Source organism: Humibacillus sp. DSM 29435, from assembly GCF_001758225.1.
Lineage (GTDB): Bacteria > Actinomycetota > Actinomycetes > Actinomycetales > Dermatophilaceae > DSM-29435.
In genome coordinates this window covers 33,667-60,069 of sequence record NZ_MAST01000012.1, presented here as the reverse complement: position 1 = coordinate 60,069, position 26,403 = coordinate 33,667, and the positions used below count along the sequence as shown (strand labels likewise).

28 protein-coding genes are annotated in these 26,403 nt (G+C 70.0%); 18 read left to right on the top strand and 10 right to left on the bottom strand.

Features of this window, described 5'->3' with window-relative positions; genetic code table 11:
- The first annotated feature begins 207 nt into the window (after positions 1-207).
- From hrcA to BA895_RS09475, 3 genes are all read left to right on the top strand, one after another.
- Entirely contained in the window at positions 208-1,251 is a 1,044-nt protein-coding gene (hrcA, locus tag BA895_RS09485) for a heat-inducible transcriptional repressor HrcA (protein WP_070191654.1), read from the top strand.
- A 137-nt stretch (positions 1,252-1,388) separates the two neighbouring features.
- Positions 1,389-2,516 (top strand): molecular chaperone DnaJ, encoded by a 1,128-nt coding sequence (gene dnaJ / locus BA895_RS09480; protein ID WP_070191653.1) that lies wholly within the window; start codon positions 1,389-1,391, stop codon positions 2,514-2,516.
- Positions 2,517-2,553: 37 nt separating this feature from the next.
- Entirely contained in the window at positions 2,554-3,297 is a 744-nt protein-coding gene (locus BA895_RS09475) for a 16S rRNA (uracil(1498)-N(3))-methyltransferase (protein ID WP_070191652.1), read from the top strand.
- A gap of 33 nt (positions 3,298-3,330) precedes the next feature.
- On the opposite strand, the gene BA895_RS09470 is transcribed toward BA895_RS09475, so the two are convergent.
- A complete protein-coding gene (locus tag BA895_RS09470) occupies positions 3,331-4,563 on the bottom strand; it encodes a Gmad2 immunoglobulin-like domain-containing protein (RefSeq protein WP_070191651.1) in 1,233 nt (410 codons plus the stop codon).
- On the bottom strand, positions 4,560-5,219 hold the full coding sequence (locus BA895_RS09465; protein ID WP_083283164.1) for an RNA polymerase sigma factor: 660 nt from the start codon (positions 5,217-5,219) through the stop codon (positions 4,560-4,562). The genes BA895_RS09470 and BA895_RS09465 overlap by 4 nt, the downstream gene beginning before the upstream one ends.
- 67 nt (positions 5,220-5,286) lie before the next feature.
- Here BA895_RS09465 and BA895_RS09460 point away from each other — a divergent pair, with 67 nt between their 5' ends.
- The 9 genes from BA895_RS09460 (at position 5,287) to leuA (ending at position 14,221) form a co-directional block, all read left to right on the top strand.
- On the top strand, positions 5,287-5,637 hold the full coding sequence (locus BA895_RS09460) for an HIT domain-containing protein (protein ID WP_070191650.1): 351 nt from the start codon (positions 5,287-5,289) through the stop codon (positions 5,635-5,637).
- Between the two features lies 1 nt (position 5,638).
- Positions 5,639-7,156, top strand: coding sequence for a S10 family peptidase (locus tag BA895_RS09455; RefSeq protein WP_070191649.1), 1,518 nt, complete (start codon positions 5,639-5,641; stop codon positions 7,154-7,156).
- A gap of 13 nt (positions 7,157-7,169) precedes the next feature.
- Complete coding sequence (locus tag BA895_RS09450; RefSeq protein ID WP_139142592.1) at positions 7,170-8,306, top strand: PhoH family protein; 1,137 nt, start codon at positions 7,170-7,172, stop codon at positions 8,304-8,306.
- The gene (gene ybeY / locus BA895_RS09445; protein ID WP_070191648.1) at positions 8,303-8,770 is read left to right on the top strand and encodes an rRNA maturation RNase YbeY; all 468 of its coding nucleotides are present in this window, start codon (positions 8,303-8,305) and stop codon (positions 8,768-8,770) included. Before BA895_RS09450 ends, ybeY begins: the two co-directional genes overlap by 4 nt.
- 14 nt (positions 8,771-8,784) lie before the next feature.
- Positions 8,785-10,092, top strand: coding sequence for a hemolysin family protein (locus BA895_RS09440; protein WP_070191647.1), 1,308 nt, complete (start codon positions 8,785-8,787; stop codon positions 10,090-10,092).
- Positions 10,079-11,089, top strand: coding sequence for a GTPase Era (gene era / locus BA895_RS09435; RefSeq protein WP_083283162.1), 1,011 nt, complete (start codon positions 10,079-10,081; stop codon positions 11,087-11,089). The genes BA895_RS09440 and era overlap by 14 nt, the downstream gene beginning before the upstream one ends.
- Before the next feature lie 224 nt (positions 11,090-11,313).
- On the top strand, positions 11,314-11,481 hold the full coding sequence (locus BA895_RS23895) for a hypothetical protein (protein ID WP_175442287.1): 168 nt from the start codon (positions 11,314-11,316) through the stop codon (positions 11,479-11,481).
- A 3-nt stretch (positions 11,482-11,484) separates the two neighbouring features.
- The gene (locus BA895_RS23495) at positions 11,485-12,021 is read left to right on the top strand and encodes a hypothetical protein (protein ID WP_139142591.1); all 537 of its coding nucleotides are present in this window, start codon (positions 11,485-11,487) and stop codon (positions 12,019-12,021) included.
- Positions 12,022-12,487: 466 nt separating this feature from the next.
- A complete protein-coding gene (gene leuA, locus BA895_RS09425; RefSeq protein WP_070191645.1) occupies positions 12,488-14,221 on the top strand; it encodes a 2-isopropylmalate synthase in 1,734 nt (577 codons plus the stop codon).
- Positions 14,222-14,315: 94 nt separating this feature from the next.
- On the opposite strand, the gene BA895_RS09420 is transcribed toward leuA, so the two are convergent.
- Together BA895_RS09420 and BA895_RS09415 are read right to left on the bottom strand one after the other, a co-directional pair.
- Entirely contained in the window at positions 14,316-15,155 is an 840-nt protein-coding gene (locus BA895_RS09420; RefSeq protein WP_070191644.1) for a maleylpyruvate isomerase family mycothiol-dependent enzyme, read from the bottom strand.
- Between the two features lie 15 nt (positions 15,156-15,170).
- Complete coding sequence (locus BA895_RS09415; protein ID WP_070191643.1) at positions 15,171-15,821, bottom strand: alpha-ketoglutarate-dependent dioxygenase AlkB; 651 nt, start codon at positions 15,819-15,821, stop codon at positions 15,171-15,173.
- 140 nt (positions 15,822-15,961) lie between these two features.
- On the opposite strand from BA895_RS09415, the gene recO reads away from it, so the two are divergent.
- Positions 15,962-16,690: a DNA repair protein RecO gene (gene recO / locus BA895_RS09410; RefSeq protein ID WP_070191642.1), complete on the top strand. Its 729-nt coding sequence runs from the start codon at positions 15,962-15,964 to the stop codon at positions 16,688-16,690.
- A gap of 49 nt (positions 16,691-16,739) precedes the next feature.
- Complete coding sequence (locus tag BA895_RS09405; protein WP_070191641.1) at positions 16,740-17,513, top strand: isoprenyl transferase; 774 nt, start codon at positions 16,740-16,742, stop codon at positions 17,511-17,513.
- 9 nt (positions 17,514-17,522) lie between these two features.
- Here the strand turns inward: BA895_RS09405 and BA895_RS09400 are convergent, their stop codons facing one another.
- From BA895_RS09400 to BA895_RS09380, 5 genes are read right to left on the bottom strand one after another with little or no spacing between them, the layout of a single operon-like run.
- The gene (locus BA895_RS09400) at positions 17,523-17,927 is read right to left on the bottom strand and encodes a Fur family transcriptional regulator (RefSeq protein WP_070191640.1); all 405 of its coding nucleotides are present in this window, start codon (positions 17,925-17,927) and stop codon (positions 17,523-17,525) included.
- Positions 17,924-18,940: a metal ABC transporter permease gene (locus BA895_RS09395; RefSeq protein ID WP_070191639.1), complete on the bottom strand. Its 1,017-nt coding sequence runs from the start codon at positions 18,938-18,940 to the stop codon at positions 17,924-17,926. The genes BA895_RS09400 and BA895_RS09395 overlap by 4 nt, the downstream gene beginning before the upstream one ends.
- Positions 18,941-18,958: 18 nt before the next feature.
- Positions 18,959-19,834: a metal ABC transporter ATP-binding protein gene (locus BA895_RS09390; protein WP_070191968.1), complete on the bottom strand. Its 876-nt coding sequence runs from the start codon at positions 19,832-19,834 to the stop codon at positions 18,959-18,961.
- On the bottom strand, positions 19,831-20,805 hold the full coding sequence (locus BA895_RS09385) for a metal ABC transporter substrate-binding protein (protein ID WP_070191967.1): 975 nt from the start codon (positions 20,803-20,805) through the stop codon (positions 19,831-19,833). Before BA895_RS09385 ends, BA895_RS09390 begins: the two co-directional genes overlap by 4 nt.
- A 42-nt stretch (positions 20,806-20,847) precedes the next feature.
- Positions 20,848-21,144: a DUF6703 family protein gene (locus tag BA895_RS09380; protein WP_070191966.1), complete on the bottom strand. Its 297-nt coding sequence runs from the start codon at positions 21,142-21,144 to the stop codon at positions 20,848-20,850.
- 65 nt (positions 21,145-21,209) lie between these two features.
- Here BA895_RS09380 and BA895_RS09375 point away from each other — a divergent pair, with 65 nt between their 5' ends.
- From BA895_RS09375 to BA895_RS09365, 3 genes are all read left to right on the top strand, one after another.
- Positions 21,210-22,604: a glycine--tRNA ligase gene (locus BA895_RS09375; protein ID WP_070191638.1), complete on the top strand. Its 1,395-nt coding sequence runs from the start codon at positions 21,210-21,212 to the stop codon at positions 22,602-22,604.
- A 14-nt stretch (positions 22,605-22,618) separates the two neighbouring features.
- The gene (locus BA895_RS09370; protein ID WP_070191637.1) at positions 22,619-23,671 is read left to right on the top strand and encodes an ROK family protein; all 1,053 of its coding nucleotides are present in this window, start codon (positions 22,619-22,621) and stop codon (positions 23,669-23,671) included.
- A gap of 128 nt (positions 23,672-23,799) precedes the next feature.
- Positions 23,800-24,741 (top strand): type IV toxin-antitoxin system AbiEi family antitoxin domain-containing protein, encoded by a 942-nt coding sequence (locus BA895_RS09365; protein WP_070191636.1) that lies wholly within the window; start codon positions 23,800-23,802, stop codon positions 24,739-24,741.
- A 70-nt stretch (positions 24,742-24,811) separates the two neighbouring features.
- On the opposite strand, the gene BA895_RS09360 is transcribed toward BA895_RS09365, so the two are convergent.
- Positions 24,812-25,663: a sulfurtransferase gene (locus tag BA895_RS09360; protein WP_070191635.1), complete on the bottom strand. Its 852-nt coding sequence runs from the start codon at positions 25,661-25,663 to the stop codon at positions 24,812-24,814.
- Positions 25,664-25,680: 17 nt separating this feature from the next.
- Between BA895_RS09360 and BA895_RS09355 the strand changes: the two genes are divergently transcribed.
- Positions 25,681-26,397, top strand: a complete 717-nt coding sequence (locus BA895_RS09355) for an alpha/beta fold hydrolase (RefSeq protein ID WP_070191634.1) — start codon at positions 25,681-25,683, stop codon at positions 26,395-26,397.
- Positions 26,398-26,403 lie beyond the last annotated feature (6 nt).

Sequence of the window (26,403 nt, the reverse complement as noted above, 5' to 3'; positions counted from 1 at the left end):
GCCCCACCCCACGCCGCCTCCCACCCCACCCGGCATCTGAACGCGGCGTTCGTTCTCGAACTCGGTGTTCCAGCGCGGTTGTCGAGAACGAATGCTGCACTCAGATCGACGGGAGGGCGGCATACCGTGGTGAAATCGGAACTGACGCCGCAGCGTCGTAGACTTGGCACTCGAATCGAGAGAGTGCCAGAACGGGAGGAGGGTGAGATGAGCGACGAACGCAGACTGATGGTGCTGCGCGCGATCGTGCAGGACTACGTCCACACCTCCGAGCCGGTGGGCAGCAGGGCCCTCGTCGAACGTCACCACCTCGGGGTGAGCGCCGCGACCGTACGCAACGATATGGCCCTGCTCGAGGAGGAGGGCCTCATCCACGCGCCGCACACCTCGGCCGGGCGGGTTCCCACCGACGCCGGTTACCGGGTGTTCGTCGACCGGCTGAGCGCCATCAAACCGCTCAGCCAGGGCGAGAAGCGTGCGATCAGCCAGTTCCTCGAGGGCGCCGTCGACCTCGACGACGTCGTCGACCGCACGGTGCGGCTGCTCGCGAGCCTCACCCGTCAGGTGGCCGTGGTGCAGTATCCGTCGCTGACCCGCTCGACCGTTCGCCACATCGAGCTCGTGCCACTGGGTCCTCGCCACCTCATGGTCGTGCTCATCGTCAACACCGGACGCGTCGAACAGCGCGTCATCGAGATCGAACCGGCGCTGTCGGTCGCCGAGGGCGACGCGGTCGTCTCGAGGCTGCGCTCCTCGATCAACGAGGTCGCCTCCGGAGTTCCGTTCATGGCGGCGGCCACCCGCCTCCGAGCGCTGGTCGACACCGCCGACGAAGCCGACCGCCCCGTTCTGCGCACCGTCGTCTCGGCGCTCGCCGACGCCCTGGTCGAGGAGCGGGAGGAGCGCGTCGTGCTGGCCGGCCAGTCCAACCTCGCGCGCGCCGGCTCCGACTTCCCCCGCTCGATCGGCCCGATCCTCGAGGCCCTCGAGGAGCACGTCGTACTGCTGCGCCTGCTCGGGCAGCTGACCGACGAACCAGACCTCGTCTCCGTGCGCATCGGCGCCGAGAACCCCGTCAGCGGGTTGCAGTCGACCTCGCTCGTCTCCATGGGCTACGGCTCGGGCGTCGAGCGGGTGGCCAGCCTCGGCGTGCTCGGGCCGACCCGCATGGACTACCCGACCACGATGGCCTCGGTGCGAGCGGTGGCCCGCTATGTCTCCGAGATCCTCGACCAGAACTCGTCGACGTGAGGCCCCTTGTGACCGACCCGGCGCCCACCGCGCCCGGCCACCACGCCCAGACCTGAGTCCCCACACCTCCTCGTCCCCATGATCTGACCCGAACCAGCCGAACCGACCGCACCAACCGCACTGACAGGACTACCCGCTTGAACGACTACTACGCCGTGCTCGGTGTCTCCCGCAACGCCAGCCAGGAGGAGATCAAGAAGGCCTACCGCCGCCAGGCCCGAAAGCTGCACCCCGACGTCAACCCCGGCGCTGACGCGGAGGAGGAGTTCAAGGGCGTGTCGCAGGCCTACGAGGTGCTCTCCGACCCCGAGAAGCGCCAGTCGTTCGACATGGGCGCCGACCCGTTCGCCACCGGCGCAGGTGCAGGCGGCGCCGGCCAGGGCTTCTCGTTCAGCGACGTGATGGACGCGTTCTTCGGCGCCGGCGCCACCGCGGGCGGGCGCGGCCCGCGCGCCCGCGTCCAGCGAGGACAGGACGCCCTCGTGCGCCTCGACCTCGACCTGTCGAAGGCGGTGTTCGGCTCCGAGGAGGAGCTGGTCATCGACACGGCGACCGGGTGCTCCACCTGTGGTGGCGACGGTGCTCAGCCGGGCACCGGCCGCCAGACGTGCCCGATCTGTCAGGGACGCGGCGAGGTGCAGCAGGTGCAGCGCAGCTTCCTCGGGCAGGTCATGACCTCCCGTCCGTGCGTCAACTGCCAGGGGTTCGGCTCCACCCTCACCGACCCCTGCCACGAGTGCTCGGGCGACGGCCGGGTGCGGATGCGTCGCACCCTGAAGCTCAAGGTGCCGGCGGGCGTCGACACCGGCACCCGCATCCAGCTCACCGGCGAGGGTGAGGTGGGCCCGGGCAACGGTCCGGCCGGTGACGTCTACGTCGAGATCAAGGTGGCGAACCACGACACCTACACCCGGCGCGGCGACGACCTGCACGCAACCGTGCCGCTGCCGATGGCGGCGGCGGCCCTCGGCACGTCGATGAAGCTGACGACCTTCGACGGTATGCAGGACCTCGAGATTCGTGCCGGCACCCAGACCGGCGAGGTGATGACCCTGCGCGGTCTGGGCGTGACCCACCTGCGTCATGGCGGCCGCGGCGACCTGCATGTGCACGCCAACGTGCTCACGCCCACCAAGGTCACTGACGAGCAGGCCGAGCTGCTGAGGCAGTTCGCGACCCTTCGGGGAGAAGAACGCCCTGAGGGTCGGCTGCAGCCGAACAAGGGGCTGTTCGGCAAGATCCGCGACGCGCTCAAGGACAAGTGAGGCCGCTGACCCGCCTGACCCGCCGAAGCCGACACCCGTGACCCACCTGCTCTTCCTGGGGGATCCGGCGGTGGTGCGGGCTGCCGTGGTGGGGGAGCCGATCGTTCTGGACGGCGCCGAGGGCCGCCACGCGGCGACGGTGGTCCGGGTGCGCGCGGGTCAACAGTTCTACGTCTCTGACGGTCACGGCCGTCGGGTGCTCGTGGAGGCGGCATCCGTCGAGCGTTCGGTCGTCAATGGCGTCGTGGTCGAGGTGAGCGACGAACCTGCGGCATCGCCGGCTTTCGTGCTCGTGCAGGCCCTGGCCAAAGGTGACCGTGACGAGCAGGCCGTCGAGGCGGCCACCGAGCTGGGCGTCGACGAGGTGGTGCCCTGGCAGGCGGAGCGCAGCGTCGTCGTGTGGCGCCCCGACCGGGTGGCGCGGTCGCTGGCGCGGTGGGAGGCGGTGGTGACTCGAGCGACCAAGCAGTCGCGCCGATCCCGGATGCCGCTCACAGCCGCCCCCGTCGACCTGGCCGGCCTCGTCGAGCGGGTCACCCGCAGCAGCCTCACGCTGGTGCTGCACGAGGATGCCGCTCCTGCGCTGTCGAGCGTTCCGCTGCCCGACGCGGGCGAGGTGCTCGTCGTGGTGGGCCCCGAAGGTGGCATCAGCGAGCGTGAGCTCGAGGCCCTCGTGGCCGCCGGGGCGAGGCCGGTGCGACTGGGTCGCACCATCCTGCGGGCGTCGTCGGCCGGCCCGGCCGCCTTGGCCGTGCTCAGCGCCCGGCACCGCTGGCGGTGAACCCGCACGGCCCACCCGTCAACCGGCCTTGCCCTACTTGACGGTGAAGGGCAGCTGCTGCTGGGCGCTGACCGACCCGTCCTTCGCGCTCTCCTCGTAGACCCTGATGCTGTATTCGCCGGCGTCGATCCTGCCCAGCGGGACCGAGAAACCGCCCCGCGCCGGGGCCGTCTTGTCAGCCTGGACCGCGCCCTTGGCGACGACCTTCGTGCCCTGAAGCAGCTGCCACGTCACGCTCGCCTCGTTCGTGCTCGCGACGCCGGTCACCTTGACCGCGGTGCCCGCCTTGATGACCTGACCGCGGGCCGGGCTGTCGATCCACAGCGGTGAGAGAAGTGAGTACACGGCTGCCGGGTCGGTGGGGCGGTTGTACGTGCGACCCACCGGCTGACCCGGTGCCACGGTGTCGCCACCGTCGGCCAAGGCGAACGTGACCGGTAGCAGCCCTTGGGCCGCGGCCGCCTGAGCGGTCCAGACGAGCTGCTGCACGACGACCGAGGCACGGGTGCTCGACAACCCGCTGAGGCCGCGCGAGAGCGTGAGACGGATGCCGTCAGCCTTCACCTCGGAGCCGACCAGGTCGACGCCCTGCCACCGGGGCTGGTAGCCGGAGCCGTCAGGTACCCCGCCCATGGCGGTGCGTACGGCGGCCTCGACCTTGGTGGTCGGCGAGACCGGCTTCGCCACAGCGGCCACGACGAACTCCCGGAACAGCACGTCGTTGCCCAGGCGCGTGCCGACGTAGTAGACGGGCACCGAGGTGGGTACCACCGCCGGGGGCACGGACGTCGTGGGCGAGGTGGTGGCCGGAGGCGGTGAGACGGGTGGGACCACGACCGGCTGGGAGGCCGTCTGGGTGGGCACGGTCGAGGGGCCGGTGGCAGTGGGTTGTGTGGAGGGCGTGACCGGCCCGGACGACGAGGTGCTGACCGAGCCCGTCGGCCCGCCGACCACCGGAGGTGGGGAGGTCTGCCGGCTGCCCACCACCAGGGCGCCCCCGACGACGACGACGGCGGCGGCGGCAGCTGCGACGGGCAGCAGCCAGCGGCGGTGGCCGCGGGCGGTGCTCGCCTCCACCCGACCGGCGGCAAGAATGGCGTCGAGGCGGTTGCTTGGGGTGATGCGCTCGGCCTCGTCGTGCAGAGCGGTGCGCAGACCGATCTCGACGTCGCGCAGCTCTGAGCCGATCATGACCGGGTCAACGGATGCCGGGTGGCGGGGCGCCCTCCCGGCGCGCTCGTGGGGGACCTGCTCGTCGGGGTTCATGACTGCTCCGTGGGGTCGTTCGAGCGCTCAGAAGGCTGGGCGTGAGGGGTGTGGTCGGTCATCGAGCGTCGGAGCGTGCTGAGCCCACGATGGGCGTGCGCCTTGACGGTGCCTGCTGAGATGTCGAGGGCGGCGGCGATCTGGGCCTCGCTGAGGTCGGCGTAGTAGCGCAGCACGAGCACCTCGCGCTGGCGGGTCGGGAGGGTGCCCAGGGCATCGATCATGGCCTCGCGCTCGACGGCATCCATGACCTTGGCCTCGGCGCTGTCGAGGCTGGCCCGGCCGGGCGCATCGGCCGCGGCGGCGTCCTTGACGTTCTGCCGGTTGACGACCACGCTGTGCCGTTGCACCGATCGGCAGCCGTTGACGACCGCGGTCTGTAGGTAGCCCACCACCCGGCCGCCCTCGCGGATCGAGCTCCAGTGGCGGTGGGTGGCCACGAAGGCGTCCTGCACGACGTCCTCGGCCGCCAGCTGGTCGCGCAACAGCAACCAGGCCAGACGCACGAGCCGATGCCAGTGGGCGGTGTAGAGGTCGGCGATGCCACGGTCGGCCGACACGTTCGCCGGCGCAGTACCACCGGTAGACCCGACCGGACCGGTGCCGACCGACCGCCGCTGCCCAGGGTGGGCACCACCCAGCTCGCTCTCAGCCATGCCCAACGCTCTCACGGACTCAAGACGCGCGGGTGCGGCTTCGGGTTGACCTCTCTACAGTTCGGGGATGAGCGAAGACTGCCTGTTCTGCCGCATCGTGTCCGGCGCCCTGCCCACCGATCTGCTGGCCGAGAGCGAACGATCGATCGCGTTCCGCGACATCAGCCCGCAGGCTCCGGTGCACGTGCTCGTCGTTCCCCGGCGCCACGAGCCCAACATCGGCGCGCTGGCCGCGGCCTCGAGCGACGACCTCGCCGACCTGTTCGCGATGGTGTCGCAGGTCGCGCAGGCGCAGGGGGTGGCCCAGAACCACCGGCTCGTCTTCAACACCGGCGCCGGAGCCGGACAGACCATCTTCCACGCTCACGCTCATGTGCTGGGCGGGGTCGACTTCTCCGACCACGGGCTGGGGCTCTGACGTGGCCCCCAACACCGACGACACGGCAGCGAAGAAGCCCGAAGGCGTCTCGGCGACCGGCGTGACATCGGCCGCCGAGAAGCCCGACCCGGTAGACGACACCGTCACCACCCACCACGCGCTCGAGGTGGGCGGGCTTCGCCTCGAGTACACGGCGACGACCGGTCGCATCGTGCTGCGCGAGGAGGAGCACACCGACGGCACGTTCGGCGGCAACCGGGCCCGGGCAGAGCTGTCGATCACGAGCTATGTGCTGGACGACGCCGACCCACGCACGCGACCGGTCACGTTCGCGTTCAACGGCGGCCCCGGCAGCTCGAGCGTCTGGCTGCACCTGGGTCTGCTCGGGCCGCGCCGGGTCGTCAGTGGCGATGTCGATGCGCTCGCGCCGCCACCCTACGAGCTGGTACCCAACGCCGAGTCGCTGCTCGCGGTGAGCGACCTCGTCTTCATCGACCCTGTCTCCACCGGCTACTCGAGGTCGGTCGAGGGCGGCAAGCCGGGCGAGTACCACGGCTACCAGAAGGACATCGAGTCGGTCGGCGAGCTGATCCGGCTCTGGACCTCGCGCAACCGTCGCTGGATGTCACCGAAGTTCGTCGCCGGGGAGTCGTACGGCACGCTGCGCGGGGCCGCCCTGACCGCTCACCTGCAGGATCGCTACGGCATGTTTCTCAACGGGCTCATCCTCATCTCCAGCGTGCTCGACCTGAGCTCGGTCGACTTCGAGAAGCAACGGAACGACCGGGCGCACGCCCTCTACCTGCCGACCTACGCCGCCATCGCGCACGTCCACGGTCGCCACCCGGGCCGCCCGCTCGAGGACGTGCTGGCCGAGGCGGAGGCCTACGCGGCCCGCGACTACCCGTGGGTGCTCGGTCGCGGGTCGCGGCTCACGGCATCCGAACGCAGCGACGCGGTGGCCACCCTCGCCCGGCTCAGCGGCCTCACGCCGGCCTACGTCGACCGGGCCGACCTGCGCATCGAGCACTGGCGCTACTTCACCGAGCTGCTGCGCGACGACCGTCTGAGCGTGGGTCGACTCGACGGACGGTTCACCGGGCCGGCCGCCCGAGCGATTGCGGAGGAGATGGATGCCGACCCGTCGATGGACGCGATCGCCGGGCCGTACGCCGCGGCCTGGAACCACTACGTCCGCGACGAGCTCGGCTACGAGAGCGACCTCCACTACGAGCAGATCAGCTCACGCGTTCACCCCTGGTCGTTCAAGGACTTCGAGGGCCGGCCCATCGACGTCTCCCCGCTGCTCGAGAGGGCGATGCGCCAGAACCCGCACCTTCAGGTGCACGTCGCCTACGGCTGGTACGACGGCGCCACCCCCTACTTCGCGGCCCAGGACGTGATCGCGCACCTGCAGCTGCCGGCCGCGCTGACGGCCAACATCGAGCACCGTTACTACCCGGCCGGGCACATGATGTACGTCCACGAGCCCTCCCGGGTGCAGCAGAGCGCCGATCTCGCCGATTTCCTGGTGAGGGCAGCGACCCAGGGACCGTAGAATCAGGGGCAACATGACTGATGCCGAACCCGTGAACCCCGATCTCACGCCTGCCACCCCCGCCGACGAGCGCCGTCAGCGTCCGGCCGCCGCCACCGTGGGCTCCCTTCTGCTTCGGCAGGTGCCGCCGCCGACCGAGATGGTGGCCCTGCTCGGCCCGCGAGATGAGCTGTTGCGCACCCTGGAGCGGCAGTTCCCGCTCGTCGACACCCACGTGCGTGGCAACGAGATGAGCTTCGCCGGGCCCGCCGGTGAGCTCGAGATCATCGACGGGCTCGTCGATGAGCTGCTGACCATCGTGGCCACCGGGCAGCCGCTCAACCGTGACGCCGTGGAGCGTTCGATCGGGATGCTGCGCAGCCAGACGGCCGAGCGACCGGCCGACGTGCTCACCCTCAACATCGTGAGCAACCGGGGCCGCACCATCCGGCCCAAGACCCTGAACCAGAAGCGCTACGTCGACGCCATCGACCAGCACACCGTCGTGTTCGGTATCGGTCCGGCCGGCACGGGCAAGACCTACCTCGCGATGGCCAAGGCCGTGGCGGCGCTGCAGGCCAAGCAGGTGAGCCGCATCATCCTGACCCGGCCGGCGGTCGAGGCCGGAGAGCGGCTGGGCTTTCTGCCCGGAACCCTCAACGACAAGATCGACCCGTACCTGCGACCGCTCTACGACGCGTTGCACGACATGGTCAGCCCCGAGACGATCCCGAGGCTGATGGCCTCAGGGCAGATCGAGGTGGCGCCGCTCGCCTACATGCGCGGGCGTTCGCTCAACGACGCCTTCATCATTCTCGACGAGGCCCAGAACACCTCCAGCGAACAGATGAAGATGTTTCTGACCCGCCTCGGCTTCGGCTCCAAGATGGTCGTCACCGGCGACATCACCCAGGTCGACCTGCCCGGCGGCACGAAGTCGGGGCTGCGCATCGTGCGCGACATCCTCGGCGACGTCGACGACATCCACTTCGCCGAGCTCACCTCGCACGACGTCGTGCGGCACCGGCTGGTGAGCGCGATCGTCGAGGCCTACGAGCGTGATGACGTGCGTACCGAGACGCGTCGGCGCGGCGCAGAACAGGCCGCCGGTTCGGCGCGGCCGGCCAGGTCAACGTCGGCGCAGCTGTCGGCGAAGGAGTCACGCGCGTGAGCATCGACGTGCTCAACGAGACCGATGCCGAGGTCGACGAGCTCGAGCTTCTCGCGTGTGCTCGCTACGTGCTCTCGGAGATGAAGGTCCACCCCCAGGCCGACCTGTGCATCAAGCTCGTCGACGAGCCGGCGATGGAGGTGCTGCACGTGCAGTGGATGGACCTCCCCGGCCCGACCGACGTCATGAGCTTCCCGATGGACGAGCTGCGGCCCGGGCGCGAAGGCCAGGATCCGGAGGAGGGCACCCTCGGTGACATCGTGCTGTGCCCGTCGGTCGCGGCCAAGCAGGCGCTCGAAGCGGGTCACGCCGCGGTCGAGGAGATGCTGCTGCTGACCACCCACGGCATCCTGCACCTGCTCGGCTACGACCATGCCGAGGCCGACGAGGAGCGGGAGATGTTCGAGCTGCAGCGCCAGCTGCTGCTCACCTTCCTCGCCAGCCGCAACCGACCGAGCGACTGAGCGCCGTTCCCGAGATGCTCCCGCAACTGGTTCTCCCGGCGCTGATCAGCATTGTCATCGCCTTCCTGCTGTCTGCCTCCGAGGCAGCCATCTTCCGCATGTCGCGAGTGCGGGCGCACGAGCTGTTCGAGGAGGGTCGGTCAGGAGCCAAGTCGCTGATCACCGTCGTCGGCGACTCACCGGCCTATCTCGCGGTCATCGCCTTTCTGCGCGTGGTCGCCGAGGCCACTGCTGCGGTGCTCGTCACGCTCGCCGTCGCCGGGCAGTTCGAGGCGACCTGGTGGCGTGCCCTGATCAGCATTGCGATCATGGCGGTGGTCTCGTTCGTCATCGTCGGGGTCTCGCCCCGCACCCTCGGCCGCCAGAACTACGACACGGTCGCGCTCTGGGCCGCCCCGTTCGCGGTCGGGCTGCGTCGGGTGCTGGGCCCGATCGCCAAGCTGCTCGTCGTGCTCGGCAACGCCGTCACGCCGGGGGCGGGCTACACGAACGGGCCGTTCCAGACCGAGTCCGAGCTGCGTGACCTGCTCGACCTGGCCGGTGACTCCGCGGTCATCGAGGCCGATGAGCGCGAGATGCTGCACTCGGTGTTCGAGCTGGGAGACACCGTGACCCGTGAGGTCATGGTGCCCCGCACCGACATGGTCGTGCTCGACGCCGACAAGACGCTGCGCAGCGCCATGTCGCTCTTCCTGCGGTCGGGCTTCTCGCGCATCCCCGTCGTCGGCGACGACAGCGACGACGTGCGCGGCCTGCTCTACTTCAAGGACGTCGCCCGGCGTCTCAACGCCGCCCCCGACGACGCCAAGCACCTGGCCGCCGAGGTGATGCGCCCGATGCACTTCGTACCTGAGAGCAAACCGGTCGATGACCTGCTGCGCGAGATGCAGCTCGACCAGACCCACTTCGCGATCGTCGTCGACGAGTACGGCGGCACGGCGGGGCTGGTCACGATCGAGGACATCATCGAAGAGATCGTGGGCGAGATCTCCGACGAGCACGACCGCGACGCACCCGTGGTCGAGCACCTTCCCGACGGCACCCTGCGCGTGCCTGCGTCGATGGACATCGACGACCTGGCCGAGCTGTTCGACGTCGAGATCGAGGAGGAGGACGTCGACACGGTCGGCGGACTGCTGACCAAGATGATCGGCCGGGTTCCGATCGTGGGGTCGTCGGCGACCGTCGCGGGGCTGACGCTCACCGCCGAGCGGATGGCCGGTCGTCGACACCGGGTCGCGTCGGTCATCGTGGGCCGGGCCGAAACGAAGGAGACTGACGACGTGGACACCGAAACCGAGGCAGCTCATGGCCAGCACTGACGATGGGCCCGCGGGCTCGGGCCCCGATTCCGGCTCTGACGCCGGATCCGAGCATGGGCTGACTGGGCTTGCGGTGGGAGGCCGGCCCGACTCCTACCGGGCTGGGTTCGCCTGCCTCATCGGCCGACCCAACGCCGGCAAGTCGACCCTGACCAACGCCCTCGTCGGGCAGAAGGTCGCGATCACCAGCTCGAAGCCGCAGACGACGCGTCACACGATCCGGGGTATCTCCACCACGGATGCCGCTCAGCTCGTTCTCGTCGACACGCCCGGTCTGCACAAGCCGCGCACGCTGTTGGGAGAGCGGCTCAACGACCTCGTGCGGGCGACCCTGCTCGAGGTTGACGTCATCGGGTTCTGCCTGCCGGTCGACGAGCGGCCGGGGCCGGGTGACGCCTACATCGCGAACGAGCTGCGTGAGCTGCGGTCGGTGCGCAAACGCCCGGTCGTGGCCATTGCCACCAAGACCGACCGGGTCAGCCGCGAGAAGGTCGCCGAACACCTCATCGCCATCGACCGGCTGGGGGAGTGGGACGCCATCATTCCCTGCTCGGCCGTCTCGGGAGAGCAGGTGACGCAGGTGCGCGACCTGCTCAGCTCGTATCTGCCGCTCTCACCGCAGCTCTACCCCGACGGTGTGCTCACCGACGAGCCGGACATCGTCATGATCGCCGAGCTGGTGCGGGAGGCCGCGCTCGAGGGCGTGCGCGATGAGCTGCCGCACTCGCTGGCGGTCGTGGTCGAGGAGATGCTGCCCCGTGCGGGCCGCCCCGACGACAGCCCCCTGCTCGACGTGCGCGTCAACGTGTTCGTCGAACGCTCGAGCCAGAAGGCCATCATCATCGGTCGCGGCGGCTCTCGCCTGCGCGAGGTCGGTACCCGCTCGCGCACGGCGATCGAGGCCCTGCTCGGCCAGCGGGTCTACCTCGACCTGCACGTCAAGGTGGCCAAGGACTGGCAGCGCGACCCCAAGCAGATGCAGCGGCTGGGCTTCTAGGGGCTTGCGGTGCTCGGCTTCGGTCGGGTGCCGATCCAGGTGCGCAGGCATCGGCGATCGCGAGGCGGCGGGCCTAGACTCGTGGCAGCGAATCGGCACCGACGAGGGAGACGAGATGGTCGAGCAGCCTGACCACGAGCTCGAGGTTCTCGAGGAGGACCAGACGGTGCCGCCGCGCCCCGAGGAGGAGATCGCCGACGCGCCGTCGGCCGCCGACGCGCCGGATGAGTGAGCAGCCGGCTGATCTGCGCGGGGCGGGCTGGCGTGCTCTCGCTGCCAACCCCGAGCTCGAGCTGCTGCCCGCGGTGTGGCCCCTCGAGCACCGCGGTTGGCTGCCCGACCGGTTGCCGGGCATCGGCACACGCCTGGAGATGCCGAGTCGTCGCCGGTAGCTGGTGCCGCACCCGCCGGGGCGAAACACGGAGGTGCTCGCCGAGCTCAACGAGAACGCACGCCGTGCGGGCCTGCCCGGCGCTCCACCGGGTCGGCTGTGGCTGCTGCGCTCGCCCTGGCCCGGCCTCGGAATGTCATTGGTGCTGAACGTATTCCGTCTGCTTCGCGACGTGCGCGACGTGCGCGACGACCATGACGCCGACGCCGCGCCCGGCATCGCCGTCGGGGCGGCCCGTGAGCTGCTCAGGTTCGACGAGGCAGGCGTGCTGAGTCATCTATCGACGTCTCAGCGAGCGGCCGTCGAAGGCTGGCGCCACGAGGGCCGCACCGGGGAGGAGGTCGCGGCGTTCGCGCAGGCCGGGCTGCACCCACACCACGCCCAGCGTCTGACGGCTCCGATCGCCGAGGGGGGCGCCGGGCTCGACCCCTGCCCAGGCCCCAGGCTGGGTCTGGGCCGTGTCGTGGTCGGTGGACGACGACAAGGATGCCGCGGTGGAGCGGGTCGTCGCCTGGCGGGCGCTCAGTATCCCTGCCGGTGATGTCGAGACACCTCACCAGCTCGTCGACCGGATGAACCCGGCCGACGCCCGACGATGGCTCGAGACCTGGTCGAAGCTGACTCCGAGCTGACGCCCGAGGAGGCGTCGGCCTTCGACGCGGCCGGCCTGGCACCTGCTGCCCGTTTGTTCTGAGCGCGGTCGGGCCGGCCCGCGACGACCGCAACTACGGGGTGACCGACCCACCCGGCACTCGGGGTTCCGTTGCCGGCCAACGCCCCCCGTTCGGTTGAGCGCCAGACAGTGGCGCTGGAGGCCCGGTCTCAGGATGCGGGCGGCGGTCCCAAGGGGTGGACGCGAACCGGCTCAGCGGCATACGGTGCTGATGTGCGTGCGGTGAGCCTCCTTCTTCTCTGCCGCGACGAGGCCTGACCCCCGGCCCTCCTCGTCGCGGAGTTTCCCGTGTCCGGCCGGACACCGAGCGAGACACCGACGAGAGAGCAGAGCCATGATCCACCCGCAGCAGACCTCCGGGATGCCGTTCACGAAGTATCAGCCGTTCCACGAGCAGATGCCGTTCGACCTGCCTGACCGCACCTGGCCGACGAAGCGCATCGAGGCGGCGCCGCGGTGGTGCGCGGTCGACCTGCGCGACGGCAACCAGGCCCTTATCGACCCGATGAACTCCGAGCGCAAGCTGCGCATGTTCCAGCTGCTCGTGAAGATGGGCTACAAGGAGATCGAGGTCGGCTTCCCGTCGGCGAGCCAGACCGACTTCGACTTCTGCCGCGAGCTCATCGTGGGCGGGCACATCCCCGACGATGTGACGATCCAGGTGCTGACGCAGTGCCGCGACCACCTCATCGAGCGCACCTACGACGCGATCGCCGGGTCGAAGCAGGCCATCGTGCACTTCTACAACTCGACCTCGGCCCTGCAGCGCCGGGTCGTCTTCGGCCTCGACCAGGACGGCATCATCGACATCGCCGTGCAGGCCGCGCGGCTGTGCCGCAAGCTTGAGCAGACGATTCCTGACACGCAGGTGTACTACGAGTACTCGCCCGAGAGCTACACCGGCACCGAGCTCGACTTCGCGGTGCGCATCTGCAACGCGGTGATCGACGTGGTCGACCCGAGCCCCGACCGCAAGATGATCGTCAACCTGCCTGCGACGGTCGAGATGGCGACCCCCAACGTCTACGCCGACTCGATCGAGTGGATGGTGCGCCACCTCGACCGTCGAGAGTCGGTCGTGGTGTCGCTGCACCCGCACAACGACCGCGGCACCGGCGTGGCCGCCGCCGAGCTCGGCTATCTGGCCGGCGCCGACCGCATCGAGGGCTGTCTGTTCGGCAACGGTGAGCGCACCGGCAACGTCTGCCTCGTCACGTTGGGGATGAACCTCTTCGGTCAGGGCATCGACCCGCAGATCGACTTCAGCGACATCGACGAGGTGCGCCGCACCGTCGAGTACTGCAACCAGCTGCCCGTCGGCGAACGCCACCCCTACGGGGGTGACCTCGTGTTCACGGCGTTCTCCGGGTCGCACCAGGACGCGATCAAGAAGGGCTTCGACGCGATGGACGCCGAGGCGGCCAAGAAGAACAAGGCTATCGACGAGCTCGTCTGGGGTGTGCCCTACCTGCCCATCGACCCGCACGACCTCGGGCGTTCGTACGAGGCGGTCGTGCGGGTCAACAGCCAGTCGGGCAAGGGCGGCGTCGCCTACATCATGAAGAGCGAGCACCAGCTCGACCTGCCCCGTCGGCTGCAGATCGAGTTCTCGGGGGTCGTGCAGCGCGGCGCCGACCAGGACGGCGGCGAGGTGGCGCCGGCGGCGCTGTGGGCGAAGTTCCAGGACGAGTACCTGCCGAACGCCGAGTCGCACTGGGGCCGCTTCGACCTCGTCAACATCGTCACCGACTCGACCGTCGACGGGGTCAGCACCGTCGAGGCCACGATCCACGACAGCGGGAGGACGGTCACCGTCACCGGCAGCGGCAACGGCCCCATCGCGGCGTTCGTCGACTCCCTGTCGCGGGTGGCAGACACCCCGGACATCAGGGTGCTCGACTATGCCGAGCACGCACTGTCACAAGGTGGCGACGCCCGCGCCGCAGCGTACGTCGAGTGCGCGGTCGGCGAACGGGTGCTCTGGGGGGTCGGCGTCGACCCGTCGATCGTCACAGCCTCCCTCAAGGCTGTCGTCTCCGCCGTCAACCGCGCCCTTCGCGACGCCTGACCGGCGAGCGCCGCTGGTATCAGGTGTGTTTCACCTGATACCAGCGTGGGCTGAGTGAGTCGTGAGTCGAGCGAGTCGTCAGTCGAGCGAGTCGTCAGTCGAGCGAGTCGTCGATCACCCGGTCGACGGCAGCGAGGGTGGCCTCGTCGCCCCGACGGGTGATCTCGCCAATCGCCGGTCGGTTCCACAGCCAGCAGTCGAGCTCGGCTGCCGTGCCGCAGATCTCGGTCGTCGCGTCGCCGACGGCGCCCTGCTCGACCCCGAAGGCGGGTTCGTCGAGCGCTTCGCCGTCGTGGTCGGTGCCGAGGACCCGCAGGGGAGTGACGGTCCAGCTGTGCATCGTGTCGACCGCCGAGATGACGACGGGCCGGCCGAGGGGCGTAGACCGGATACCGGGCTCGTCAGGGTCGTCCTCGTGCCCGCGCATGACGTTCAGGGCCTCGTCGACGCCGTCGGCCGCCAGTGCCGGGTCGAAGGGCGAGCGCTCAACACCGGCGGTCAGCTCGGCGTCGAGGCGGTGGATGAGTGCCTCGTGAGCCTGACGACGAGCGATGTAGCCGGCCGTGTGGTCGTCGGCCCACATCCACAGCTCGGTCTCGGGCGCGAGGCCCGACAGCACCCGGTGCAGCCGCTCGCTCGACCGGTCGTAGAAGGCGAGCAGTCCGTCGCGGTCGGCGGGTCGGGGGTCGCGGTCGGCGTTCATCGCCTCGACCTGTTCGCCGGTCGTCAGGCCTCGCTCGGCGATCTCGCCCCAGAACCACTGCACCTCACCGAGGTGCCACAACAGGTCGTCGGCGTCCCAGTCGGGGCAGGTGGGCACCCGCACGCCCGCCCGAGCGTCGGCCAGCACCTCCCGGAACCGGGCCGACTCGTCGGCGAGGTGTTCGAGGAAGTACGCGAAGGTGGGGCTGGGCTGCGTCGAGCTGTGCGGCATCCGGTCATCTCTCTGTCAGCGGACGCCCGCCACTCGGAACTGCACCGAGATGCGGGGCCCGACGGGCTCTGCGGTCTTGGGGATGGCGTGGTCGCAACGGCGTTGGCACGACCCGCCCATGACGACGAGGTCACCATGGGCGAGTGGGAAGCGCAAGCTCTTTACGCCGCTGGGCAGGGCGCCGACCCCGTCGCGAGGCCGCAGGGCAAGCACCCGCGCCGACCCGAGCGAGAGGATGGCGACCATGGTGTCGTGGCTGCTCGACCGGCCCACCCGGTCGCCGTGCCAGGCGACGCTGTCGTGGCCGTCGCGGTAGAGGCACAGGCCGGCGGTGGCGAACGGCTCGCCCAGCTCGGTCGCGTAGTGCGCACTGAGCGCGTCACGAGCGATGGCCAGCATCGGGTGGGGGAGACGCTCGTCGGCGCCGTAGAACCTGGTCAGGCGGGGCACGGCCACCACGGAGTCGTACATCTGGCGACGTTCGGCGTGCCAGGGCACGTCGCGCAGGAGGGAGGTGAACAGGTCGTCGCCGGCTGCCAGCCACCCGGGTCGCACGTCGACCCACGCGCCGTTGCCGAGCTCGGCTCGACGCAGCCCCGTGCCGACGTCGCGCAGGGTCATCTCGTCGGTGAGGTCGAGTAGGGATCCTTGGAGAGCGAGGTCCATCCGCCCACGATAGCCCATGGTCGAACGCCTGTTCGACCCCGCTGACGGTCGTGGCTTTAGTGGCAATCGTGGCGGTCTCGCCTCCGCCGTCGCGGCGCGCGCGGTGCCCCAGCGCCGCCGTCGGGTGGACAATGAGGGGTATGCCGCTCTATCGAGACGAGGCGATCGTCCTGCGCACCCACAAGCTGGGTGAGGCCGACCGCATCATCACGATGCTCACCCGCAGTCGGGGCCGGGTGCGGGCGGTCGCCAAAGGCGTGCGGCGCACGAAGTCACGCTTCGGCTCGCGCCTCGAGCCGGGGATGGTCATCGACGTGCAGTGCTACGAGGGACGCAACCTCGACACGGTGACGCAGGTCGAGACCCTTGCGCCGTACGGTGACGCGATTGCGCGCGACTACGTGGCGTACACCACCGCGACCGTCATGCTCGAGACCGCTCTACAGCTGACCGAGGAGCACGAGCCGCAGACCCAGCAGTACCTCCTGCTGGCGGGGGCACTGCGCTCGATCGCCGAGCACGCCCACGACCCCGAGCTCGTGCTCGACGCGTTCCTGCTGCGGTCGCTGGCCGTCGCCGGGTGGGCGCCGAGCTTTCACGACTGCGCCAAGTGCGGCGCGCCCGGGCCGCACCGCGCCTTCAACGTGCAGGCCGGAGGGGCGGTGTGTTCCGGATGCCGTCCACCCGGCTCGAGCGCGCCGGCTCCGGAGACCTTCGTGCTGCTTGCGGCTCTGCTCAGCGGCGACTGGGAGGTCGCCGACGCCAGCGACCCGCGTCACCGTCGCCAGGGCAACGGCCTCGTCGCCGCCTTTCTGCAGTGGCACATCGAGCGCGGGTTGAGGTCGCTTCGGCTCGTCGAACGTGCTTGACTCGCAGTCGGATCCGACAGCTGCGACACGAGCCAGAACCGGAGCGTCGATGACGACCAGACCCTTCCTGCACCCGAGCGGTGCGACGGCCCCCACCATTCCCGCCGAGATCCTGCCCCGGCACGTGGCCATCGTGATGGACGGCAACGGGCGCTGGGCGAACGCCCGCGGGCTGCCCCGAACGAAGGGCCACGAGGCAGGGGAGGCGTCGCTGCTCGACGTCGTGGCCGGCGCGATCGAGGTGGGAGTGACTCACCTGTCGGCCTATGCGTTCTCGACCGAGAACTGGCGACGGTCACCCGATGAGGTGCGGTTCCTGATGGGCTTCAACCGCGACGTCATCCGGCGGCGGCGCGACCAGCTGAACGAGTGGGGGGTGCGGATGCGCTGGGTCGGTCGTGCACCACGGCTCTGGCGCTCGGTCATCAAGGAGCTCGAGGTCGCGCAGAACCTCACCGCGCACAACACCGGGCTCACCCTCTACTTCTGCGTCAACTACGGCGGGCGGGCCGAGATCGCGGATGCCGTGCAGCGCATCGCCCACGACGTCAAGGACGGTCGTCTGCGGCCCGGTTCGGTCGACGAGAAGACGATCCAGCGATACCTCGACGAGCCGACGATGCCCGACGTCGACCTCTTCGTCCGCAGCTCGGGAGAGCAGCGCACGAGCAACTTTCTGCTGTGGCAGTCGGCCTACGCCGAGATGGTGTTCCAGAACCAGCTCTGGCCCGACTACGACCGACGCGACCTGTGGGCGGCCATCGAGGAGTACGCGGCCCGCGACCGGCGCTACGGAGGCGCCGTCGACGTGCCGACGAGCTGACGGCGAGGGCTACGGGCGGGCTGCAGCGCAGTCGGAGCAGGTGCCGAAGATCTCGAGGCTGTGGGTCACCTCGGTGAACCCGTGCTCCTGAGCCACGCGGTCTGACCAGGTCTCGACCGCCGGGCCCTCGACCTCCACGGTCTTGCCGCACGAGCGGCACACGAGATGGTGGTGGTGGTGGGTGGAGCAGGCCCGGTAGACGGCCTCCCCGTCGTCGGTGCGCAGCACGTCGACGGCGCCGGCCTCGACCATGGCCTGCAGGGTGCGGTAGACGGTGGCGAGCCCCACTCCTTCGCCGGCCTCGCGCAGCCGCGCATGAACCGTCTGGGCCGAGGTGAAGTCGTTGCTGCGGCCGAGCAGCTCTGCGACGGCGGCCTGCTGGCGGGTCGGGCGTCGGGTCAGGGGGCTGCTCATCCTCGCCTCGTTCCGGTGGTCTCGGCGCCGCTCGATCCGGCGGTCTGCGGGTCTCCGTGTTCGTCGTAGTGACCCTCGTGGGGTGCGTGCCGGTGGCCGTCGTGCACGTAGTCGACGTGGTCACCGTGCGGAACGGCGAGGTGACCGCAGTCGAGCCCGTGTTCGTGGTCGTGGCGCTCGGCAACGGCGTGACGGTGCTGGCTCACGCGAGCGATGGCTGCAGCGACGGCGGCCGTGACGATGAAGATCGCCACGGCCACGAGCACGATCGTGCCGCCGGAGGGGGTGTTGAGCGGGTACGACACGGCCACCCCCCCGACGGCCGAGACCAGGCCGAAGGCGACGGCCCAGCGCACCCCGCTGCTGAAGCTGCGCGCGATCAGCTGCGCCGCGGCGTTCGGCACGATCATCAGGGCGCTGATCAGCAGCAGTCCGACGACCCGCATCGCGATGACGACGGTGGCCGCGGTGAGCACGGCCAGCACGATGTTGAGGGCGAGCACCGGCAACCCGACGGCCCGGGCGTACTCCTCGTCGTTGGCCACGGCGAACAGTCGTGGCCGCAACGCCCAGGTGGTGAACGAGATCACCGCCGCCAGCGCGGCGAAGACGTAGAGGTCTTCGCGCTGGGTCGTCAGGATCGAGCCGAAGAGGTACTTCGTCAGGTTGGCCGGGGTGCCGTCAGGAGCCTTGCTGATGATGACGACCCCGGCCGCGATTCCGCCGTAGAAGATCACCGCGAGAGCGACGTCGCCGTTGGTGCGGCCCCGGTCGCGCAACAGCTCGATGACGACCGCCGCGATCACCGCCGCGACGAGAGCGGTGAGCACCGGCCCCTGCCCGGTGACGAGACCGATGGCGACTCCGGCCAGGGCCACGTGACCCATCCCGTCGCCGATGAGCGACAGCCGTCGTTGAACGAGGAAGATGCCGACCATCGGGGCGACGGTGCCGACGAGCAGCGCGGCGATGAGTGCTCGCTGCATGAAGTCGATGCTGAGCAGGTCACTCATGGTGGCCGCTCCTACTGGTCACGCCGACCACCCATGGTGTCCACGGAGGTGGTCGAGGGGCCCCAGGGCGAGCGTTCCACGGTTCGTTCCGCGCCCGTCCTGCTGGTCGACGGGGTGGGTGTCGCAGCCGTTGCCGTCGTCGTGGCGCGCCACGGTTCGCCGGGCAGCGTACTGCTGAGGGGTGCCGTCGAACTGGATGCGCCCGGCATCCACGACGACGACACGGGTGAACAGCCGCTTCAGGGCCCCGATCTCGTGCGTGACGATGACCATGGTGACGTCGCGGTCGGCCAGCCGTTCGAGCACTGCGGCCAGGACGCGCTGGTTCGCAGCATCGACCCCTGCGGTCGGTTCGTCCATGATGAGCACGTCAGGTTGGGACGCGAGCGCGCGCGCGATCAGCACGCGTCGCTGCTGGCCGCCCGAGAGCGTGCTGACCTCCGTCGCGGCCCGGTCGGCGAGGCCGACCACGTCGAGGGCGCGCGCGACGATCTGGCGGTCGGTGGCTCGCATCCGGCCCAGCCGGCCGAGCCGAGGCAGTCGGCCCGACGAGACGATCTCCTCCACCGTGGCCCGGACCGACGCCGAGAGCGTGTGACGTTGGGGGACGTAGCCCATCCTGGCGCGGTCGTGGAACTCGGTGCTGGGGACGCCGAAGAGGGTGACCGAACCCGACACGAGCTCGTTGAGCCCCAGGATGCCTTTCATCAACGTCGACTTGCCGGCACCGTTGGGCCCCAGTACGGCCACGACCTCGCCGGGGCGCACCATCAGGTTTACGTCCGCCAGCACGGGCCGGTCACCGTAGCCGAACGAGGCGGCACGCAGGCTGAGCACGGCCTCGGTCGCCGGGGCCGGGGTGGGCGCCGGGGTGGGAGCGGGGGCGAGCGTCACGCGCACCCCTGGCCCGCACGAAGGGCTTTGAGGTTGCTGCGCATGACCTCAAAGTAGTCGCTGCCTGCGGACTTGTCGTTGATCCCCTCGATGGGGTCGAGAGTGGCGAGCTTCGCGCCGGTGCTGGCCGCGACCGTCTCCGCGAAGCGGCCTTCCACCAGGGTTTCCTGGTAGACGGTGGTGATCCCCTCGGTGCGCACGAGGTCGTTGATCTGCTTGAGTCCGGCCGCACTCGGCTCGACCTCGGGGGAGAGCCCCGCGATGCCGTGCTGGTCGAGCCCGTACCGCTGCGCCAGGTAGCCGAAGGCCGAATGGCTCGTGACGATCACCTTGTGGGTGCATGACGTGAGGCCGGCCCGGTAGTCGCGGTCGAGCGCGGTCAGCTTCGCCACGAAGGCGTCGGTGTTCTTGCCGTAGGCGGCAGCGTTCGCGGGGTCGTCGGTGGCCAGGCGCAGCCCGATCGTCTTGGCCACCGCGGCGTAGCGGAGCGGGTCGAGCCAGAAGTGCGGGTCGTTGCCGGCGTGGTCGTGCTCTTTGTCCTGCTGCGCGAGCTGGGCAGGACTCTCGCCGCCATGCTTGTGGCCGTCCTCGGTCGACTCGAGGGTGAGGTCGGCCGCCGCTGCGACATCGAGCAGATGGCCCGGGTCGACCTGCGCGGTGGCGTCGTCGACGGCCGGCTGGAAGCCGTCGGCGTAGATCACCAGCCTGGCCTTCGTCATGGCCACGATGTCCTGAGCGCCGAGCTCGAGATCGTGCGGTTCGGCGCCGGGCTTGGTCAGCACCGAGACGTCGACCGCTCCACCGGCGATCTGGGTGGTGGCGAACGCCAGGGGATAGAACGAGGTCACCACAACCGGCCGCCCGCTGTCGCCACCCTCGGACGAGCCCGAGGAGCTGCCGCACGCGCTCACGGCCAGCAGAAGGGCAGCCGCGCCGGCGAGCATCGGCAGTCGGTTGAGGGTTCGTCTCATGATGACAATGGTTCTCATTATGAGAACGATTGTCAAGTTCGGTCAGCCGCCCGTTCCGGGCACGGTCCGCACGACCGCAACGGCGAGCGTCAGCACCAGCACCGCCAACCGCATCATCCGCTCCGGCATCGTCAGGCGGGGCCAGGTGAGAAAGAGCAGCCAACCCACGAAGACCGTCACAAGCAGGAACGCGAGGCCCCCGAAGGGTCGGGGCGCGAGCAGCCCGACCGCCAGCGCAGCGAGCAGCGCGACCAACGACACGGCTCGCGGCAGCGAGTTGAGCCGCTCCATCAACGGGTAGGAGGCGTGCTCGACGCGGGATCGAAAACCAAGGGCCACGCGCTCAGCGTAGGTGAGGTCGGACACGGCGTGGTCACTGGCTGTGAGCCCGATAACCTAGCCTCATGGCCAAACAGACTTCCGTCGTCGACACCGTCGTCAGCCTCTGCAAGCGCAGGGGCTTCGTCTTTGCGAGCGGTGAGATCTACGGAGGCACCCGGTCGGCGTGGGACTACGGCCCCCTGGGTGTCGAGCTCAAGGAGAACATCCGCCGGCAGTGGTGGAAGTCGATGGTCACCGGTCGCGACGACGTCGTGGGTCTCGACTCCTCGATCATCCTGCCGCGCGAGACCTGGGTCGCCTCGGGTCACGTCGGCACCTTCACCGACCCGCTCGTCGAGTGCCTGAACTGCCACAAGCGGCGTCGTCAGGACCACCTCCAGGAGGCGCTGGCGGCGAAGAAGGGCATCGACGACCCCGACAGCATCCAGATGTCGGACGTGGTGTGTCCCGACTGCGGCACGAAGGGCCAGTGGACCGCTCCGCGCGCTTTCAACATGATGTTGAAGACCTACCTCGGCGTCATCGACGACGAGTCGGGTCTGCACTACCTGCGGCCCGAGACGGCTCAGGGCATCTTCATCAACTTCCTCAACGTCATGCAGGCCTCGCGGAAGAAGCCCCCGTTCGGCATCGCACAGACGGGTAAGAGCTTTCGCAACGAGATCACGCCGGGCAACTTCATCTTCCGCACCCGAGAGTTCGAGCAGATGGAGATGGAGTTCTTCGTCAAGCCGGGTGAGGACGACCAGTGGTTCCAGTACTGGCTCGACCAGCGCACCCACTGGTACACCGACCTCGGCATCAACCCCGACAACCTGCGCCACTTCGAACACGCGCCCGAGAAGCTGTCGCACTACTCGAAGCGCACGGTCGACATCGAGTACCGGTTCAGGTTCGCGGGCTCCGAGTGGGGTGAGCTCGAGGGCATCGCCAACCGCACCGACTTCGACCTGTCGACGCACTCGAAGCACTCCGGCACCGACCTCGTCTACTTCGACCAGACGACCGGCGAGAAGTACACGCCCTACGTCATCGAGCCGGCGGCCGGCCTGTCCAGATCGCTGATGACCTTCCTCGTCGACGCCTACAGCGAGGACGAGGCGCCCAACACCAAGGGCGGTGTCGACAAGCGTGTCGTGCTGCGGCTCGACCCGCGGCTGGCGCCGGTCAAGGCAGCGGTGCTGCCCCTGTCGCGCAACGCCGACCTCTCGCCGAAGGCGCGCGATCTCGCGGCGACCCTGCGGCGCCACTGGAACATCGACTTCGACGACGCCGGAGCCATCGGCAAGCGCTACCGCCGGCACGACGAGATCGGCACGCCGTTCTGCATCACCGTCGACTTCGACACCCTCGACGACCATGCCGTAACCATCCGCGAGCGTGACTCGATGGCACAGCAGCGGGTCTCTCTCGACCAGGTCGAGGGCTACCTGGCGCAGCGGCTCATCGGCTGCTGACCCGCGACCTGAGGATGCCGCTGCGCCGACCCCCGAACCCGGTGCGGCTGCTGCGGTCGCCGAGCCTCAACCCCACCGTGTTCGGCGACCTCGCCGGGTTGCCGGCGCACCTGGCGGGCACCGCGGCCCGAGACTGGCTGGCCACCTGGAGCATCGCCCGCTCGATGGCTGCCCGGCCCGAAGTCGTAGCCGCGCTGATCGAGCACGGCCTCAAGGTCGCGCCGTTGCCCGGCGGAGCTCCGGTCTCGGCTGCCCTCATGGAGGCGGCGGCCGTGTGGCCGGCAGCGCTGGACGCGTTGGTGGTGGCCGGAGACGCGAGAGCGCTGCCCGTCGCCGACGAGCTCGGCGACGCACTGGCTGCACTGGTGGCCTCCCTCATCGTGGGCCCCGAGGATGCCCGGCGCGCCAGGCCCGACTGGCCGCCGGAGTACTGGGACAGGTGGCGGTCGGTGCGCAGGGTCGTCATCGGTGGTGGTGTCGTGCGGGGGATGCTCGGTGCCCACGTCGTCGACCGGGCCGGTGCACGACTGCAGCAGATGGGTGTCGACGCTCGTCTCACGAGGGCGACGGATGCCGCTGGGCTGGGGCTGCGTGGAGCGGCATCCCTGCTGCACGCATCCGGGGTCGCGCTCGACTGTGGCGGCACGGCCATCAAGCGCGCACTGGTGCGGTGTGACGCACACGGCCGACACGTCGAAACGCTGGGGCCTTTGCCGGCCCCCGGTCGCGTGGGAGCCCAAGCGGTCATCGACGTCATCGCGCACGCCGTGGCCCGGGCAGCGTCCCCCGGGCCGGTCGAGGTGGCGCTGGCCATCGCCACGTACGTCGACAGGACTGGTCAGCCGTACGCAGGCCAGCTCGGTCCGTACGCACCGCTGGGCGAGGTAGACCTCCGGGCTGGGCTCGCCGACGCGATCGGGCGGACGGTGAACGGGCGCGTTACGGTGACCGTGCTCCACGACGGCGCTGCCGCTCTGCTCGGTGCTCAGGTCGAGCAGCCCGACGCGGATGTCGCGATCGTGCTCGGCACGGCGATCGGCTGCAGTCTCGCCCCTGACATCGCGTGACCGGAGCCCAAGGCACGGGACACCGTGGGTGGTGAAGGGTTTTCGCCCCTGGGCGGGCGAAAACCCTTCACCACCCTGCCTGTGGATGAGGCAGGCGCGTCCGGGTCGTCGGCGATCACGATAGGGCCATGGACCGGCGTCTTACCGCTCGCATCGACGGGCAGCTCGGTCTCGTCACGCGCACGCAGGCTCTTGCCTTCGGGCTGAGTGACAAAGCGGTGCGCTGGAAGGTCGACTCGGGCAGGTGGGTGCGGGTTCATCCCGGGGTGTATCTCACCGTTCCCGGTCGAGACGACTGGCAGGTGAGGGCGCTGGCGGTGCTGCTCCACATCGGCACGCCGTCGGCACTGTGTCGAGCCAGCGCCGCGTACCTCTGGCGACTGGCCCCCGCTCCGGGCCCCACCGTCGAGGTCGTCGTGGGTGCCTCTCGAAATCCTGGCCCCGTCAGGGGTGTCGTCGTGCGACGCAGCAAGCATGCGATCGACCGCACCCACGAGACGGCCTGGCCGCATCGCACCACGGTGGAGCATACGATCTTCGACCTCGCCCACGGCGAACCGCTCGACGTCGCCGTCGGTCTGATCGCCAGGGCCGACCAGCTCGGTCTGACCACGGCCCGCAACCTGCGTCAGGCTCTTGACCACCGTCCCACCCAGACGTCGCGGTCTCTGCTCTACGACGTGATCGGCGATGTGCAGGGAGGTGCCGAGAGCAGTGCGGAGCGTCGATACATCCGGGATGTCGAGATCGCTCACGCGTTGCCCCGCGGGCGTCGGCAAGCAGCCGCGCGAGGAGGCACGCGTCGCGACAACGTCTACGACGAGATCAAGGTCATCGTGGAGATCGACGGACGAAGGGCTCACGCCGGGTGGCGGGCTCAGCAGCGGGACGGTCGGCGCGACCGTCAGGCCGCCGCCGATTCCTACCTCACGGTGCGCGGCTTCTGGCCCGATGTGGCCGGTGGCCGCTGCGGGTTCGCCCTCGAGCTCGAGACGATCTTCAGGTCAAGGGGATGGAAGGGACATGTTCACCCCTGCAGACGCTCGGACTGCGCGGTCAGACGGGGATAGTGAAGGGTTTTCGCCCGCCGGGGGGCCAAAAGCCTTCACCACCCCGGCTCGGGGGCGGCCGGTCAGCCGGTCAGCCGGGCTCGGGGCCGGTGGCCACCGGGCGTTCCGGGTCGAGCGACCACTCGCTCCACGAACCTGGGTAGAGGCTGGCGTGAACGCCGATCTCGGCGAGGGCCAGCACCTGGTGCGCCGCCGTGATGCCCGACCCGCAGTAGACGGCCACCTCTCCGGAGTGGCCGGCACTCACCTGCGCCCAACGGCTGGCCAGGTCGCGCCGGAACCGGCCGTCGCCCGCCTGCCAGGTCGTCAGCGGTGAGCTCACCGCGCCAGGTACGTGGCCGCCGACCGGGTCGAGGGTCTCGCCCTCACCGGCATACCGCTCGGCCGAGCGGGCATCGAGCAGCAGGCCATCCCGCGCCCAGACCCCCGCTTCGGTGACGTCGATGGCCGGCATCGAGCCGGGCCGCACCGTGACATCGCCGTGCCGCGGTTCCGGCTGCTCGGCGCTCACCGGCAGGCCGGCCGCCGACCACGCGGCGAACCCACCGTCGAGCACCCGCACATCCGCCAGACCGGCCCAGCGGAACACCCACCACGCCCGCGACGCGGCCCAGGAGTCACGCCCGTCGTAGACCACGACGCGCGTGTGCTCGCTGACGCCGCAGCGCCGCAGGGTGGCCTCGACGGTCGCGGCCTCGGGAAGGGGATGCCGTCCGCGCTCGCCGGGCGGGCCGGCCAGCTCGGAGTCGAGGTCGACGAAGAAGGCGCCCGGCACGTGTGCCGCCGCGTAGTCGGCCCGACCCACGGGGGCGGCGCCGGGGGCTCGGCCGATGGTCAGCGCCCACCGCACGTCGATGACCACGACCTCTTCGATCTCGTGGGCGAGCCGGAACGCGCTGATGAGGTTGGTCACGCCCCCCATCGTGGCATCCTCGGGAGGTGGCCGCCCATCTTGTTCTCGTGCACGGTTCACGCCTGTCGAGTGCGCAGTGGGCGCCGCAGCTGCCGCTGCTCGAGGGCCGGGTCGCTCTGACACTGGTGGACCTGCCGGGCCACGGGGCCCGTGGAGGCGAGGGCTTCACCCTGGCCCGCTGCGCCGAGGTGATCCACGAGGCCGTCTCTGGGGTGCCCGCCGGCGAGGAGGCTGTCGTCGTTGGGCACTCGCTCGGCGGCTACGCCACGATGGCGTACGCCGCCCAGCACCCCGCCGAGCCGCACGGCCTCGTGCTCGCCGGGTGCAGCACGACCCCGACCGGCCCGGGTGCCGCCGTCTACCGCGGCGTGGCGGCGCTGACCGACCTCCTGGGACCGGTGCGGATGACGCGCGTCAACGACCGGGTGCTGCACCGCCTCTACCCGGCCGAACGGATCGACCCGGTCATCGCGGGCGGTTACTGGTTCGACCCGACGGCTGCCGCCTGGAGCGAGGTGATGCGCCTGTGCCGGCCCTCGATGCTCCTCGACGTCGGTTGCCCGGTGCTGCTGCTGAACGGTCGGTACGACCAGTTCCGGCTCGGAACGCGGCGGTATGTCAAGGCGTGCCCCCAGGCCAGGGTGGAGGTGATCAGGCGGGCCGGTCACCTCTCGAACCTCGACCAGCCCGCGGCGTTCGCCGAGGCCCTCCTGCGCTTCGCCGATTCGGTGCCGCGCTGCTGATCTGCG